At 50.7% G+C, this 15,063-nt stretch carries 14 protein-coding genes; 7 read left to right on the top strand and 7 right to left on the bottom strand.

Features of this window, described 5'->3' with window-relative positions:
* Positions 1 to 87: 87 nt before the first annotated feature.
* A complete protein-coding gene (locus tag C5O22_RS03990; protein ID WP_132779903.1) occupies positions 88 to 819 on the top strand; it encodes an ATP-binding cassette domain-containing protein in 732 nt (243 codons plus the stop codon).
* A gap of 27 nt (positions 820 to 846) precedes the next feature.
* Entirely contained in the window at positions 847 to 1,773 is a 927-nt protein-coding gene (locus tag C5O22_RS03985; protein WP_132779902.1) for a SufB/SufD family protein, read from the top strand.
* Between the two features lie 249 nt (positions 1,774 to 2,022).
* On the opposite strand, the gene C5O22_RS03980 is transcribed toward C5O22_RS03985, so the two are convergent.
* Together C5O22_RS03980 and C5O22_RS03975 are read right to left on the bottom strand one after the other, a co-directional pair.
* Positions 2,023 to 2,211 (bottom strand): hypothetical protein, encoded by a 189-nt coding sequence (locus C5O22_RS03980; RefSeq protein WP_132779901.1) that lies wholly within the window; start codon positions 2,209 to 2,211, stop codon positions 2,023 to 2,025.
* 376 nt (positions 2,212 to 2,587) lie between these two features.
* Positions 2,588 to 2,806 carry a hypothetical protein gene (locus C5O22_RS03975; protein WP_132779900.1) on the bottom strand — a complete coding sequence of 73 codons (219 nt, stop codon included), beginning with the start codon at positions 2,804 to 2,806 and terminating at the stop codon, positions 2,588 to 2,590.
* A gap of 253 nt (positions 2,807 to 3,059) precedes the next feature.
* Here C5O22_RS03975 and C5O22_RS03970 point away from each other — a divergent pair, with 253 nt between their 5' ends.
* Positions 3,060 to 4,070 carry an SDR family oxidoreductase gene (locus C5O22_RS03970; RefSeq protein WP_132779899.1) on the top strand — a complete coding sequence of 337 codons (1,011 nt, stop codon included), beginning with the start codon at positions 3,060 to 3,062 and terminating at the stop codon, positions 4,068 to 4,070.
* Positions 4,071 to 4,196: 126 nt separating this feature from the next.
* A complete protein-coding gene (locus tag C5O22_RS03965) occupies positions 4,197 to 5,570 on the top strand; it encodes an MATE family efflux transporter (RefSeq protein ID WP_132779898.1) in 1,374 nt (457 codons plus the stop codon).
* 129 nt (positions 5,571 to 5,699) lie between these two features.
* On the opposite strand, the gene C5O22_RS03960 is transcribed toward C5O22_RS03965, so the two are convergent.
* The gene (locus C5O22_RS03960; RefSeq protein ID WP_132779897.1) at positions 5,700 to 6,437 is read right to left on the bottom strand and encodes a hypothetical protein; all 738 of its coding nucleotides are present in this window, start codon (positions 6,435 to 6,437) and stop codon (positions 5,700 to 5,702) included.
* Between the two features lie 182 nt (positions 6,438 to 6,619).
* Between C5O22_RS03960 and C5O22_RS03955 the strand changes: the two genes are divergently transcribed.
* Positions 6,620 to 7,267 carry a Crp/Fnr family transcriptional regulator gene (locus C5O22_RS03955; RefSeq protein ID WP_132779896.1) on the top strand — a complete coding sequence of 216 codons (648 nt, stop codon included), beginning with the start codon at positions 6,620 to 6,622 and terminating at the stop codon, positions 7,265 to 7,267.
* 220 nt (positions 7,268 to 7,487) lie between these two features.
* On the opposite strand, the gene gltA is transcribed toward C5O22_RS03955, so the two are convergent.
* The 3 genes from gltA to C5O22_RS03940 all read right to left on the bottom strand — a co-directional run bounded on the left by gltA (position 7,488) and on the right by C5O22_RS03940 (position 10,744).
* On the bottom strand, positions 7,488 to 8,987 hold the full coding sequence (gltA, locus tag C5O22_RS03950) for an NADPH-dependent glutamate synthase (protein ID WP_132779895.1): 1,500 nt from the start codon (positions 8,985 to 8,987) through the stop codon (positions 7,488 to 7,490).
* Positions 8,987 to 9,850: a sulfide/dihydroorotate dehydrogenase-like FAD/NAD-binding protein gene (locus C5O22_RS03945; protein WP_132779894.1), complete on the bottom strand. Its 864-nt coding sequence runs from the start codon at positions 9,848 to 9,850 to the stop codon at positions 8,987 to 8,989. Before C5O22_RS03945 ends, gltA begins: the two co-directional genes overlap by 1 nt.
* Positions 9,851 to 9,988: 138 nt before the next feature.
* Positions 9,989 to 10,744: a rhomboid family intramembrane serine protease gene (locus C5O22_RS03940; RefSeq protein ID WP_132779893.1), complete on the bottom strand. Its 756-nt coding sequence runs from the start codon at positions 10,742 to 10,744 to the stop codon at positions 9,989 to 9,991.
* Between the two features lie 179 nt (positions 10,745 to 10,923).
* On the opposite strand from C5O22_RS03940, the gene C5O22_RS03935 reads away from it, so the two are divergent.
* Positions 10,924 to 11,535: a superoxide dismutase gene (locus tag C5O22_RS03935; RefSeq protein WP_132779892.1), complete on the top strand. Its 612-nt coding sequence runs from the start codon at positions 10,924 to 10,926 to the stop codon at positions 11,533 to 11,535.
* A 133-nt stretch (positions 11,536 to 11,668) separates the two neighbouring features.
* Here C5O22_RS03935 and C5O22_RS03930 read toward each other — a convergent pair whose 3' ends face one another.
* Positions 11,669 to 12,853: a permease gene (locus C5O22_RS03930; RefSeq protein ID WP_132779891.1), complete on the bottom strand. Its 1,185-nt coding sequence runs from the start codon at positions 12,851 to 12,853 to the stop codon at positions 11,669 to 11,671.
* 312 nt (positions 12,854 to 13,165) lie between these two features.
* Here C5O22_RS03930 and C5O22_RS03925 point away from each other — a divergent pair, with 312 nt between their 5' ends.
* Entirely contained in the window at positions 13,166 to 15,058 is a 1,893-nt protein-coding gene (locus C5O22_RS03925; RefSeq protein WP_132779890.1) for a bifunctional metallophosphatase/5'-nucleotidase, read from the top strand.
* The last annotated feature ends 5 nt before the right edge of the window (positions 15,059 to 15,063 follow it).

Here is a 15,063-nt window from a genome sequence, read left to right as displayed (position 1 = left end):
CGTCCTGTTTGGGTTGGTTGATAGGGTAAGGCGCCCAAACAACGAAGACCCACAAAAAGCCCCGAAGCTTAATAAGGGGGGAGCATTTTGAATCTTTTAGAGTTGAAACAGGTTTCTCTTATAAAAGGGGGAAAGGCCCTGTTACGGGATGTTTCGGTGGATATCTGGGAAGGATATGTTCACGCGGTGATTGGCCCTAATGGGGCAGGAAAATCAACCCTTGCCCAGACCATAATGGGCCTTTCAGGATATCGGGATATTGAAGGGGATATTCGTTTCCAGGGAGAGTCTATTAAAGGCCTGTCGGTGGATGAGCGGGCCCGCCGGGGCATTACCCTGGTGTTTCAAGAACCCGCCCGGTTTGAAGGGCTGGGAGTAGTGGACTTTATCCTCGCCGGGGCAAAAAAGAAAGAGCGCCCTGTGGTAGAAGAGGCCCTTTCGATAGTGGGGCTTGACCCGGCTCGCTATATGGGCCGGGCGGTGGATCGTACCCTGTCCGGGGGCGAACGCAAGCGAATAGAGCTTGCATCGGTGTATGCCATGCAGCCCCGTCTCTTGCTGATGGACGAACCCGATAGTGGGGTAGATATCGATTCAATCCAGCATATTTTTACGGTGATTCAAAAATTAAAGGAACAGGGAACAACGGTCCTTCTTATCACCCATAGTCCTGATGTGCTTAAACAGGCCGACCATGCCTTTTTGTTATGTGCCGGGATGGTGGTGGATAAGGGCCCCATGGAACGGATGTATGAATACTTTAACGGGAAGTGTACTCCCTGTACCCATATAGGGTTTCCAGAGGTAGATAAGAATTAGGGGCGAGGTCTCGCCGGTGGGTAAAATATGGCAAATACGGAATTAGTAGCAGAACTTTTAGCGTCCATAAAACAGCATCACTATGGTCCCGATGTGGCCCATGTGGAAATTCATGGGAATGAAGTGCTGGGGGTCCACCTGGTCCCGGGCCTTGAAGTTTCGTCCCGGAGCCTCCCCGATGGGGTGGCGGTGGAAATTCGGGTGCAGCGGGGAGTTCATATTAAAAACCCCGTTCATTTTTGTTTTGGCCTGCTACCGAATCAGGGAGTCCAGAGAATCCTTTCCCACACCGTGATAGAAGAAGGGGCCTCTGCCCGGTTCATCGCCCACTGCACGTTTCCCAATGCGGTGGATGTACAACACCGTATGGAGGCGGAAATCCACATTGGGAAGGGGGCTTTCCTGGGATATTTTGAACGGCATGTCCATGGCCCCCGGGGTGGGGTGCTTATTGTACCTAAGACAAAGGTATACCTGGAAGAAGATGCCCGGTATACAACCGAATTCGAACTTATCGAAGGGGCCGCCGGCACAGTGAAACTCGATTATGAGGGGGTGTGTAAGGCCGGTGCCACATTGGACATGAAGGCCCGCCTCTATGGCCGACTGGAGGATACTATCCACATTCGGGAGGCGGTGCGGCTTGAGGGGGAAGGTTCCACCGGCGTTCTCACAAGTCACATCGCCTTAAAGGACCGAGCCCAGGCCACTATAGAAAACGAGATAATCGCAGAGGCCCCCTTTGCTCGGGGCCATGTGGACTGTAAGGAGATTGTCCAGGGAGAAGCCCAGGCCCGGGCCATTCCTATCGTGTTTGTAAAGGACCACCGGGCCCATGTTACCCACGAAGCGGCCATTGGCTCAGTGGATTCTAAGCAGCTGGAAACCCTCTTAAGCCGGGGCCTTACCGAAGATGAGGCAACGGACCTGATTATTAAGGGACTTCTCAGTTAAGAAAGTGCCCCGCCCAGCGCTGCCTCTTTGAGGGCTCCGTTGGGGCATGAAAGAGAAGGGGCCGCTGTGGGAGCCCTTATCTTGCCATTACGATATGCGAAAAAAGGCAGAACTTTTCACCTTTTTAAGGCTCTTTCAAAATCTAAAAGAAAAAGAGACACCCTGGCGCCTCCCCTGGGTGTCCCTTCGATTCCGATACACGCCCGTGCAATGTCCTTCTGCACCAGCGCTTTTGCCGAAGAAAACCTTTTAGCGAAGAGGAAAGAACTCCTCACACGAATGGGAGCCCTTAACTTGTTTGTGGAGAACAAGGCAGTTCCCCGTCCGGCCCACATCTACTTTGATAAGTTGTTTATCCGCATAATAGGTGCGCTGCCCTTCCCACTGAATACAGGCATAACACCGTTTCATTCCCGCTTTTTTAAGATCCTGTTCCATAGAGAGCTCCTTACTTTTTCGTTTTCCCGAGGTGCTTCGCTGACGTATACTGCCGTGAAGGCCTCTCTTTTCCCCAACGGGGACCCTTAATAAAAAGGGTTATCTTTCTTTGTTGTAACACGCTTTTACCACTTTGGCAATGAATTTTTGAAAGACCCGCTATGGGGAATAAAAGAAGAAAAGAAAAAGATTACCCTCACCTCGTCAGCACTTTGAATTATAGCTCCTGGAGACTGCGGCAGAAGCGGCGGTAGTGGGGGCCCAACAACACCTTATCAGCACTTTGAACTATAGCTCCTGGAAGAACGGCGGGGCCCTTCTGTGATATGCCTTTTATAAAATTTGTATCACCAGGTTTTTCCCATGGGCATCTTTTCTAGCGGCTCCTATCGATAAGTTCATCTAAACGATCATCCTGACGGGGACGATTTTCTTTTCGTCGTTTTCGTTCCACATAGTGGAGAGCCTCTTGGGCGGCAATCTGGGCATGTTCGTACCAGATGGAATAGAGTTCATTATTGATGTTACTGGGGTAGGGGGCCCCTTGAAGGGCTGACACAAGCTGGACGATGATGTCACTTGCTTTTTTACGCATGGGTGGCTCCCATAAGTCTTAGTTAGGTCTTCTGTACTTAATCTTACTACGGTTTTTGTCTTTTTGCAAAAGAACGCTCTGTGAGAACGGTGCATCACAAAAAAAGGCGCTTTCCTGATAAAAGATTTTTTAAAGTCTGGAGGTTATGGATTGCTACTAGGAAGGGTGCCCAGAAAAGGGCAGGGCCCTCTCCAGGGGCTGGTGCCCCGTTTTTCTCTTCCATTTTCAGAGGAAAGGGGGTATACTCATTTTTATGAAGGTCCTTTTTATTGGTGGAACGGGGAATCTTTCCTACGATTGTACCCTTCGGGCCCTTGAGATGGGCTATAAAGTTACCCATCTGAACCGGGGTAAAAGGGTGGACAAACAGCTGGCTCAGGTAGAGCTTATCCAGGCGGATGTGCAGAATGAAGCTCATGTCAAAGATGAGCTTGCCCATCGAACCTTTGATGCGGTGGTGGATTTTATCGCCTATAACCCCGACGAGGTAGAACGGGATATCCGGCTTTTTGCAGGCAAGACCGCCCAGTATGTGTTTATTTCCACCGCTTCGGCCTATCGTAAGCCGCCCCTCCATCCAGTGATTACCGAATCTACGCCGCTGTGGAACCCCTATTGGGAATATTCGCAGAAAAAAATTATCTGTGAAGAAATTCTGTGGCGGGCCTGGCGGGATAAAGCTTTCCCCATGACCATAGTTCGGCCATCTCATACCTATTGCCGGGAGTGGATTCCCACCGCGTGGACCAGTTCTGACTTTACGGTGGCCGCCCGCATGCTCCAGGGCAAAGAGGTGGTGGTTCAGGGAGATGGAACGTCCCTGTGGACCCTTACCCATAGCCGGGATTTTGCGGTAGGGTTGGTTGGCCTTTTAGGGCAACCCGCCGCAATCGGTGAAGCCTTTACCATTACGGGGGACGAAGCCCTTTCCTGGGATATGATTCATCACAATCTGGCGGCCGCCTTAGGGGTGGAACCGCGGATTGTTCATGTTCCTAGTGAGTTCATAGCCCGGGTAAGTCCAGAGTTGGGGCCCCACTTTCTGGGTGATAAAAGTCATAGTGTGTTGTTTAATAATTCTAAGATTAAACGCCTGGTGCCCCAGTTTAAAACGACGATTCCCTTTGCCCAGGGAATTCGTGAATCGGTGGCCTGGTACCTGGAGAATCCAGAGCGGCAGCGAGTTAATTCCCAGATTGATGAGATAATAGAAGAAGTGCTGCGCCGTTGGAAACGAGCCATGGAAGCGGCGTTTTCAATGTAAGGAAAGAGACCGGAAGGGCCTTTAGATGTCTTGGTAGGGGTCAGGCGGGGTTTCTTGAAAAAAATCAACAAACCCCATCTTTTTCTCTTGAAATAATTATCAAATGTATAGTATCCTAAGGGCCTTATGAAAAAATTCGGTCCCTTATCGTTTTATCGAGAAGCGCTCCATATTGCTTTGCCGGTGATGCTCCAGCAACTTATCATGAGCCTGGTATCGCTGGTGGATAATTTTATGGTGGCCGGCCTGGGTGATATTAAAATGGCCGCCGTCAATGTGGCAAATCAGGTGAATTTTGTGTATCTCGTGGCGACCTGGACCCTCTGTGGGGCGGGGGGAATCTACCTTGCCCAGTATCGAGGCGCTCGGGATAGGGCAGGGATGCAGCAGGCCTACCGGTTCAAGGTGATTATGACCTTCCTGGTAACCCTGGTATACATGGTCCTGGTGTGGACCATCCCCGAAAAGCTCATCGCCCTCATGACCAACGGCAATGCGGCCCAGGACGAAATCATTGTGTATGCCGTTCAATACCTTAAACTCGTGTCTTTCACCTTTATTCCTATGGCCCTTTCTACTTCTATCGGGACGTCCTTTCGGGAAGTAGGGCTGCCCACAATCCCGCTGGTCATATCGGTGCTTTCCACCTTAGTGAACACCTTTGGCAACTGGGTTTTTATCTATGGAAACCTGGGGGCCCCCCGACTCGAGGTCGCCGGCGCGGCCTATGCAACTATCATAGCTCGCCTTGTGGAACTTACGGCTTTTTTAACCTATAGCCGATGGAAGCGGGCGGAATTCTTTGTTTCCCTGTGGCATATCTGGCGGGTAAAAATGAGCCTTATGGTTACCATTTTAGGGAAATCGCTGATGATGATTGTTTCGGAACTCAACTGGGTGCTTTCTGAAACGGTCGTTACCGCCCTCTACAATAGCCGGGGTGGCGCGGAGGTCGTGGCTGGTATGGCCGCAGGCTGGACCATCGCGAATATCTTTTTCTTAGTGTTTAATGGCATTCATGCCGCTACTGCGGTGGTGGTAGGTGGGGTCCTGGGGGCCGGACGCCTTGAGGAGGCCCGCAATAGGGCCCGCTGGCTGTTAAGCGGTTCTTTAGTGGCCGGTGTCGTGGTGGGAGTGGGGGCAATCATAGCTACCGGTCTTATCCCCCTCGTTTTTGCCAATTTAACCCCCTCTGCCCGCTCGGTAACCTCTGGTCTGGTGCTTGTTATTGCCCTGTACATGCCCCTCTGGACGGTGTTAAACGCCCAATTTGCCATAAGCCGAGCGGGGGGAGACACTGCCCTGGGAATGTATGTGGATGTCTCGGTGAATACCCTGTTGTTTGTTCCAGGGGCAATTGCGCTTACCCTTTTTACACCCCTTGGTCCGGTCCTCATGTTTGGTATTATTAAAACCACCGACATCGTAAAGTATCTTATCGCCCGATGGTATCTTAAAAAAGAACGCTGGGTACGGAATCTTACGGTTCAGGAACAATAAGAGCCACAGAATAGGTGGACTTGAGGCACAAGAAGGCTAACCAGGCAGGACCCAGTTTGATATATATTCGACGAGGGGCCCTGCGGCCCCATCGCCCGCATCGGCTGTCGAGTAGTAGCTACCCTGTCTTCATAGTTGAAAGACCCGCTTTCTATACATTTCTCCGAGCCGTCTAAGGGTTTCCGGTACAGGCTCGTTATTTGTGCGATGACGGGCCAGATCGATGGTAAATTGATTCATTGAAAAGTGGCGAAAGAGAAACAGCCGGCTATAGGAAAACGGGTCCTGTTCATAAAACCGCAACAGGTGCTCCGTATAGGGCCAGAATAGTTTGCCCTTGCTCATTTCAGAATATCCGATAATCCACAGGGGAATTGCGGGGAAAATTGTCTGGGCCCGATAGGCAAATTCTGCCATTTTTCGAAGGCCTTCGATTAAAAGCGACGCCACGGCGGGTTCTCGGTTCAAAAATTTTAAATCCGTGGTCCGGGGCGTATGAATAGGGGTTTTATTCAAAATAAGAATTTGTTTACGGCTTTGAACACCTAATTCGGGGTGTTTCTGAAAAAACCGTTCTAGAATTTTCCCCGAGGGCCCAATAAGATACCGTCGATTTTTGGCCTCCTGTTCCCGGCGGCCCGGATTGTCTGCTATCAAAATAAGACGAATATCATCCTGGGGGCCTATGTCATCCCATTCACGATTGTACACTACCGGTGTTTCGATAGGATACGCGCTTTCTCCCCGCTGGTCTATAAGTTCCTTTTGGAGAGAAAGAAGATGGGGCAGCCTTTCCTGTAAGGTTTTGCAGTAATTTTTAAAATCTTCCCGAAGTTGATGAAATGCGAGGAACGTTTTTTCGTCCATGGTTCAATATCCCGGGAAAGAATCTATCACGGGGAAAAGAAAAAAGTATAGAGAGGCTTCCCAATGGAAGTAAAAAATACCACTATGAGGTAACCATCCATGTGGAACCTGATACGAAGGAAGGGTGATTTTTTGCTCCCAATTATTGAGTGTCCGTAGAGGACCGTACTATACTACATACTATGGGCCAGGAAAATATCCATACTTATAAGAACGGAGAGATAATCTTTACCGAAGGAGACCCGGGAGAACATATGTACGTCCTGCTCCAGGGGGCGGTGGAGCTTCGCATTAAAGTGAATGGGGCCGAATCGGTAATCAAGGTGATCGAAGAACCCAATGATTTTTTCGGAGAAATGGCGCTTATTGACGGCAAGCCCCGATCTGCTACGGCTGTGGCGATAAAAAACACACGCCTTCTGGAAGTAAACCGGGAAGCCTTTGAAAACATGATTCTTACCAATGGGAAATTTGCCTTAAAGATCATCAAAATTCTGTCCGAACGGATCCGGCAAACCAATGAGCACATCGAAAATCTGTTGAACACTAACCCCCGGGATCGGATTAACCGGGGTATCGTGGATTATGCGCTCCGTGTTAACGAACGAATTCACGATGGAAGTTACAAAGTACGGGTCCTGGACTTAAAAAACTGGCTTAATACAAAATTGGGTATTACCCTGGACGAGATTGATAATCAGCTCTTTCGTCTTTTAAAGGCCCAGACTATTAGCTATGCCCCTACCAGCGCTCAATCGAAGGAATGTATTATTGTGCCGCCCGCTTTCGTGAAAGAATACGATCGCCGGACTTCGCAGGGGGTGCGGTAATGCTGTTGGGGCGGCCCCTTTCTTAGAAGGAGGGGGCCCTTTTTAGCATGAGGGATCCTTTTGCTTCCTTTCACTGAGGGCTTGTCTCGATGAACCATGGGGCGCCTTCCATTGGGAGAAATCCCTCTTTTTTTCGGGGAAGAAGGGCACCCCTTCCCGTGGGGAGAGGGGCCCCTCTCCTTTCGAGAAAGAAGGGCCCCCTTCTTGAAAGAGTCGGTTGCTACTTTTCTGCAAGAAGCTTGTTTATGGCCCGGGCGGCTTCTCGCCCTTCGCCCATGGCAAGGATCACCGTGGCAGAGCCCAGCACGATATCGCCCCCCGCATACACCCGGTCCAGGCTGGTTTTTTGGTCTTCCCCTACTAAGATGCGACCTTTTTTATCTACCGCCAGGCCTTCGGTGGTTTTTATCAAAAGCGGATTGGATTCGTTCCCCAGGGCAACGATGACGGTATCACACTCGAATACATATTCCGAGCCAGGAATAGCCACGGGGCTTCTTCTCCCGGAAGCATCGGGTTCCCCCAGTTCAAATTTCTGGAGTTCCATGGCCACCACTCGGCCCTGTTCGTTGCCAAGAATACGGGTAGGGTTCCGCAGGAAGTTAAATATCACCCCTTCTTCTATGGCGTGGGCCACCTCTTCGGCCCGGGCGGGCATTTCTTCCCGGGTACGGCGATATATTACGTGGACCTGTTCTGCCCCGAGGCGCAGGGCCATGCGGGCCGCATCCATGGCCACATTGCCCCCACCCACCACTGCTACGATGCGGGATTTGTAGATAGGGGTTGCGGCCCGGCTGGTGTCGTAGGCCTTCATAAGATTAGCCCGGGTAAGATACTCGTTGGCGCTGAAGACCCCCACGAGGTTTTCTCCGGGACATCCGAGGAATTTCGGCAACCCTGCCCCGACACCCACAAAGGCCGCATCAAAACCATCTTCTTCCAGAAGTTGCTGAAGGGTCCTGGTTCGTCCTACGAGAAAGTTGGTTTCTATCCGGACCCCCATTTTGGTAAGGAGTTCGATTTCGGCTTCCACAATCCTTTTGGGGAGTCGGAACTCGGGGATCCCATAGACCATCACTCCACCCGGTTTGTGGAAGGCCTCAAAGAGGACGACCTCATGGCCTTCTCGGGCCACGTCGGCCGCGACGGTGATGCCCGCGGGGCCGGAACCTATGACGGCTACCCGTTTGCCCGTCTTTGGCTTTACCGGCGGTGGTGTTACAAGTCCCTGTTCCCGTTCCCAATCGGCCACAAAACGCTCGAGCCGGCCGATAGAGACCGCTTTGTTAATGTCTTTAAGACTTTTGCCCACGGTACATTCAAGCTGGCACTGTTTTTCCTGGGGACATACCCGGCCACATACGGCGGGCAGAAGATTGGTCTCTTTTATTGCGTCAATGGCGGCCTTAAAGTTGCCCTTCTGGATTTCCCCAATAAACCGGGGAATAGGTACCTGCACAGGACAACCCTTCACACAGGGGGCATTCTTGCATTGGAGGCATCGTTCTGCTTCGAGCCTTGCCTGGGCTTCGGTGTACCCCAGGGCTACCTCTTCCACATTATGGGCCCGTTCATGGGGATCCTGAGAGGGCATTTCCTGGGGGGGGATGGCGAGCCGTTCCCGGGGAGTAAGGGTCCCCGCCTGTTTTTTAGCGAGCAGTTCCTGTAAAAGGGTCTGGGCCTGTCTATCTAATAGTTCTTTACTGTGATGTTCCATTAGCGGCTTCCTCCTGCCGGGAGTTGTTCAATCTGGAGTTCCAGATGGCATTTGTGATGATCCTGATCTTCCCTTTCTTTATATGCCCTCAGTCGCTGCATCATGTTATCAAAGTCCACGAGGTGCCCATCGAATTCGGGGCCATCCACACAAACGAATTTGGTTTCTCCCCCCACACTGACCCGGCACCCGCCGCACATGCCGGTTCCGTCGATCATGATAGTGTTAAGGGATACCACCGTGGGAACCTTGAAAGGCCGGGTTGTTTCGGCACAGAATTTCATCATGATAGGGGGCCCAATGGCCACCGCGAGATCGGGGGGCGGGCTTTTTTCGCAGTATTCCTTTAATGGCTCTGTGACCAGGGCTTTCCGCCCGTAGGAGCCATCATCGGTAACGATGATGAGTTCGTCTGCGATGGCCCGCATGCGGTCTTCGAAGATCACCAGGTCCTTTGTCCGGGCTCCGATAATCACTATCAGATAGTTCCCCGCGGCTTTCATTGCCTGGGCAATAGGGTGAAGGGGTGCCACCCCAATACCACCGCCCACGCATACCACCCGCCCAAACCGTTCAATATGGGTAGGGTTCCCCAGGGGCCCCAGGATGTTTTCCACAAAGTCTCCTTCCTGCTTGGCGCCCAGCCGATGGGTACTGGCTCCCACGGTCTGAAAAACCATGGTGATGGTGCCCCGTTTGGGGTCTGCGTCAGCAATCGTAAGGGGTATCCGTTCACCCCATTCGGAATCAATCTGAACAATCACAAACTGACCGGCCTTCCTGTTCTGAGCAATAAGAGGAGCTTCTACCTCAATTTCGAAGACCTCTGCCGAAAGTTGTTTTTTTCGGATAATCCTATTCAATGGAAACCTCCCCTTCATGGGTATATGTAATGCGTTGATGTTAAAAAACGCCTTTGTTCATGTAAGAATTGCCCGTTGGGTTTCCCGGGCTTTTATGTGAGCCATCTATAACGCCTCACTATATCAATCTTTCAATCATCAATAATAATAGATAACCGGTCGTCTTCGTTTTGGAAGGTATTTACGGATTCGGAAAAACCCATATAAGAATCCGCCAATGTGGGCTGCATAGGCTACGCCATCGCCTTCCATGCCTCCAAGGTATCCTAACCCATTGATGAGCTGAAAAATAAACCACATGCCAATTACTACTACCGCACTTACGGTGGTGGGTATGAAATTAAACAGGAGCACCCGGACCCGATTGCCGGGGAACAAGACGAGATAGGCCCCCATGATTCCTGAAATGGCCCCACTGGCGCCTAAGGTGGGGGTCAGGAGGGCGTCCTGGGTAAGCACACAGACCAGGATGTGGGCCGCCGCGGCAACCACCCCGCTTACCAGATAGAAAATAAGGTATCGGATATGCCCAAGCCGATCCTCCACGTTATCCCCAAAGATTGAAAGGAACAGAAGGTTCCCCGCGATATGGGCGATTCCTCCGTGCATAAACATGGAGATAAGAATCGTAAGATAGACGGGAACCGGTGTTGGGGCAAGTCCCGGAATGGTGTACCGTTCCCCCCGCCAACGGTCTACCACTACTTTGGGGGCGGTGACGATATCCCTACCGGTAAGAATTTCCTGAGGCACCATGGAGTAGGCCATGGTGGTTTCTACGTCAGTCCCAAAACCCTGAAAAAACACAAACATCCCGATATTGATGGCAATAAGAAGCCAGGTAATATAGGGAGTCCGAAAGCGGTAGGTGTTATCGTCCCCAATAGGAATCATGGTGCCCTCGACAAAAAAAGGTCTTTTGTAAAAGCATACTATACTGTTGGTCTTTTACTCAAGGGTCATCGACTCAGAAGAAAGTGATAAATTTGAAATATTGTTCCATTTATTTTTTGTTGTCTATATATTACAAAATTAGTAATATATAGACAACAGGATGTTGAAGGGAGGTTTATATGGCTTTTGTATTAGACCCATTACCCTATGCGTTCGATGCGTTAGAACCGTATATTGATGCAAAAACAATGGAAATCCACCATGACAAGCATCATGGTACGTATGTGGCAAAACTCAATGCGGCGCTAGAACAGGCTCCGGAACTCCAGGGGTGGACCATAGAAGAACTTCTACGCCGCCTGGATGCGGTTCCCGAAAAGATTCGTCAGGCGGTGCGTAATCATGGAGGGGGCCACCATAACCATAGCCTGTTCTGGAAAATCCTTACTCCCGGTGGCAGTAAGGAACCCAGCGGCGAGGTCGGTCGTCTAATAGAGAGAGACTTTGGGTCCTTTACCTCGTTTAAAGAACAGTTCTCCCAGGGAGCGGCCAACCTTTTTGGGAGTGGCTGGCAATGGCTGGTGCTCACCCCTGAAAGGGGGCTCAAGCTGGTATCCCTGCCTAATCAAGATTCGCCCCTTTCGTTAGGACTAACCCCGATTCTGGGGCTCGATGTATGGGAGCATGCGTACTACTTGAAATATCAAAATCGGCGAACCGAATACATCGATGCCTTCTGGCACGTGGTAAACTGGGAAAAGGTAGGGGAACTCCTGGAAAAGGCTGGATAAGGGACTGTAAGTAGGTTCTTTTGTGTCGGGTCTTTTTGTCAGAGAGGGCTGCCCCTCAGGCAGCCCCCTTGGAGTTCTGAGTAAATGCGGAATGCCCTCTCACAATTTTTATCAGAAAGGGGGGATTAAGGTTTCAACCTATCATCCCAAAGCCGAAACCGACCAGGGTGGATAGAAGCACCACCAGGCTTACGTAGGTAATCGTTTTTTTGGTCCCCAATTCTCCCCAGATAACGAGCATGGAAGGCAAAGAAAGGGATGGTCCCGCCAGGAGCAGGGCCAGGGCAGGCCCCTGGCCCATCCCGCTGCCTAACAGCCCCTGAACGATGGGAACCTCCGTAAGGGTTGCAAAATACATAAAGGCCCCTGCGAGGGCGGCGAAAAAATTGGCTAGCAGGGAATTTCCCCCCACCAGGCGATTTACCCACTGGGAAGGAATGAGCGCCTCATGGCCTGGTCGTCCCAATAAAAAGCCCGCGACGAGGACTCCCCCAAAGAGAAGGGGAAGAATCTGAAGGGCAAAATCCCGGGTTGCTACTACCCAGATGTGGAGATCATCCTTTGTGAACCACCGGATAAGAGCATACCCCAACATAAGGGCGAACCCTGCGGTTATCCAGTACTTAATTGAATAAATGAAATCCCAGAGGGGAGAATTCCCCTGGGAACTCGCCCAATTAACGAAAACAAGAATACCTATCATCGAGAGCATGTATACGGCCATTTGTCCAAGGCTGCGTTCACCATCGTCTCTGGTATAGGAAAACATCCGTTCATCCGCAAGACGGGCTTCATCTTCTTTTCGAAAGAAAAACTGCATGATAAGGCCTATCACGATTGAAAAGAGGATGGCCCCCACCATTCGGGCCAGGCCAAGTTTCCACCCAAAAACTTTATAGGACATCACAATGGCCAGAATATTAATCGCCGGGCCTGAATAGAGAAAGGCGATGGCAGGGCCGAGGCCGGCGCCCTTCTTGTAGATCCCCTTAAAAAGAGGAAGGACCGTGCAGGAACATACCGCAAGAATGGCCCCCGAAATCGAAGCAACTCCGTAGGCCAGGGGTTTAGGTGCCGAGGGACCTAGGTATCGAATTACCGAACGTTGATTCAGAAAGACCGTGATGGCCCCCGCAATAAAAAGGGCGGGTACCACGCAGAGTAGGACGTGCTGTTGGGCATAGTCACTTAACATGAGAAAGGCTTCCTGAATTGCGGTGACCACCCGGGGAGCGTCAAAGGGAATAAAATAAGCAAACAAAAACACCAGGACCATGTAGCCCAAGGCCCTGTTGGGGGAAAGATTTTTTTGTGCCATGAGAACCTCCAAAATAGGCTAACCGGGCTTTGAAGATGCAATCTCTTAGAGATATAAAAATCCCGTGAGGCACCCTTTTTATGGACTCTAGAAAGCCCTGCGTATATGTTGCAATATATTGCAACATTACAACAAAAGTCAAGGGATGGAACTAATAAACATAAAAGGATGAGTAGCATTCTAAGGTAGTCGCCACGGCCAAGGGGGGGATGTTCTTCATCAAATATTGGTAATTTTTTCATGAACCATTTACAATGAGCACAGATATTTTCTAGGAGATATCAATCTGTTCATAGGGTAAGGAGGAAGTCTATGAAATCGGTACCACGGTATAGCCTGCGGTGGTGGTTAGCTATTGTTTTCGTAGTATGTATCGGCTGTGCTTCAGGTCCCCAGCTGGGACAAAAGGAAGGAGGCCCAAGTAGTGGGTCAGTGGCAAGCACTAATCTTGATGCTAAACCCCTCAGCCTTTCTATCTTTCATGTGAACGATACCCACGCAAAATTGGAGAGCGCCTTTGTGGAATTCCGTATGGACTTGAACCCGGAACTCAAGGCAAAGCGCACCTTTATAGAATTAGGGGGCTTTCCCCGACTCTGGTCGGCGGTGGAAACTCTGCGGGCCCAAAAGCCAAACAGCCTTTTTCTCCATGCAGGAGATGCCTTCCAGGGGACCCTCTATTTTACCGAATTTAAGGGCCTGGCGGACGGAGATTTTTTGAATGCCATGAAGCTCGATGCCCTGGTGGTAGGGAATCATGAATTTGATAAGGGGCCCCAGGTGCTGGCAGATTTTATCAAAACGGTGAATTTCCCTGTTCTGGCCTGTAATGTGGATTTCTCTGCCGAATCAAGACTGAAGGATCTTATTAAGCCCTATGTGATTCGGGAGATTGGCGGAAGTCGGGTGGCTATCGTTGGCCTGGCCAATTCTTCAACCCCCGATATTTCGAGCCCCGGACCTACCATTAAATTCCTTGATTCTCGAAGCAGCCTTGAAAGGGTTATCAAAGAACTGGAAGAAATGGGGATCAACAAAATCATCGTTCTTTCCCACGAAGGTTTTGAACTTGATAAAGAACTGGCCCAGAAGGTCGCTGGCATTGACGTGATTGTGGGCGGCCATTCCCACTATCTGCTTGGGGAAACAAAAGATATAGGATTGAATGCTGTGGGGTCCTATCCTCTCGCGCTTACTACACCCCGAAATGAGCCAGTTCTGGTGACTACCAGTTGGCAATGGGCCTATGTTATTGGGGATCTGGATGTACGGTTTGATGAACGGGGGGTGATAACATCCTACCAGGGAACACCCCGTTTTGTGGCAGGGCTGGATCGATTCAGAGTGTATGATCTTCCCGATCAAGAGGGAAAATTAAAGCGGGTGCAATTCCAGCGAACCCCCGAGGGACGCTACATCTCTTTTGAGTACGATGGGAAAGCCTATAATCAGGAGCCTGCTGCCGCATCTCGCGATTCCTATGGAACTGTGATATCGGCTTTAGTGAACAAATTGACCGCCGATTCCCGCTTCCTATTGGTTTCCCCCAGAGCGGAGGGGCTTGAAAAACTTGCCCGTTATAGCCCTGCTATTAAGGCGCTCCAGGCAAAACTTGCTACCACTACCACGGAGGTGCTGAAACGGGGAAACAACCAGGGACCGGGCCCTATTATCGCAGATAGCATGCGCTGGAAAACCAAGGCCGATGTGGCAATTATGAATCCCGGTGGGGTGCGCATAGATCTCCCCGCGGGGGATATTTCGGTGGCCCAAATTTACGAACTCCAGCCCTTTGCTAACACCTTAGTGACGCTTACCATAACGGGCCAGGAACTGGTGAATATCCTGGAAGATATGGCCGATTTCTGTATTACCAGTTATACCAAAAGCCCTGAAACGGCTTACCTCTATGTGTCAGGTCTTCGCTTGCAATTGTTAGTAAACAATAGTAAGGGAAGCCGGGTGCGCGAAGTAGAGGTACTCTCCGCCGATGGTTCCTATAAGCCCCTTAATCTGGCTGGTTCCTACAGTCTTGTGGTGAATAACTTTATGGCCGATGGGGGCGACAGGAACGAAACCCTTAAGGCGATTCCTAAGGCCCGCAAATACGATACGGGTTTTGTAGATTCAGAAGTAATGCTTGATTATGTCCAGGGTAAGACCCTGCGAGAGACAAAAGAAGAGCGGGTTAAAAATATCCTCTAACTAAA

This window comes from Treponema sp. J25, from assembly GCF_004343725.1.
Lineage (GTDB): Bacteria > Spirochaetota > Spirochaetia > Treponematales > Breznakiellaceae > J25.
Note: the sequence above shows the minus strand (reverse complement) of the source record. Positions and strands in the feature narration are given on the sequence as shown.

Bases quoted from the DNA above. Each gene is read 5' to 3' on its own strand.
- C5O22_RS03925 (WP_132779890.1), top strand. From the start codon at position 13,166: ATGAAATCGGTACCACGGTATAGCCTGCGGTGGTGGTTAGCTATTGTT.
- C5O22_RS03965 (WP_132779898.1), top strand. From the start codon at position 4,197: ATGAAAAAATTCGGTCCCTTATCGTTTTATCGAGAAGCGCTCCATATT.
- C5O22_RS03970 (WP_132779899.1), top strand. From the start codon at position 3,060: ATGAAGGTCCTTTTTATTGGTGGAACGGGGAATCTTTCCTACGATTGT.
- C5O22_RS03955 (WP_132779896.1), top strand. From the start codon at position 6,620: ATGGGCCAGGAAAATATCCATACTTATAAGAACGGAGAGATAATCTTT.
- C5O22_RS03930 (WP_132779891.1), bottom strand. From the start codon at position 12,853: ATGGCACAAAAAAATCTTTCCCCCAACAGGGCCTTGGGCTACATGGTC.
- C5O22_RS03985 (WP_132779902.1), top strand. From the start codon at position 847: ATGGCAAATACGGAATTAGTAGCAGAACTTTTAGCGTCCATAAAACAG.
- C5O22_RS03960 (WP_132779897.1), bottom strand. From the start codon at position 6,437: ATGGACGAAAAAACGTTCCTCGCATTTCATCAACTTCGGGAAGATTTT.
- C5O22_RS03935 (WP_132779892.1), top strand. From the start codon at position 10,924: ATGGCTTTTGTATTAGACCCATTACCCTATGCGTTCGATGCGTTAGAA.
- C5O22_RS03975 (WP_132779900.1), bottom strand. From the start codon at position 2,806: ATGCGTAAAAAAGCAAGTGACATCATCGTCCAGCTTGTGTCAGCCCTT.
- C5O22_RS03980 (WP_132779901.1), bottom strand. From the start codon at position 2,211: ATGGAACAGGATCTTAAAAAAGCGGGAATGAAACGGTGTTATGCCTGT.
- gltA (WP_132779895.1), bottom strand. From the start codon at position 8,987: ATGGAACATCACAGTAAAGAACTATTAGATAGACAGGCCCAGACCCTT.
- C5O22_RS03940 (WP_132779893.1), bottom strand. From the start codon at position 10,744: ATGATTCCTATTGGGGACGATAACACCTACCGCTTTCGGACTCCCTAT.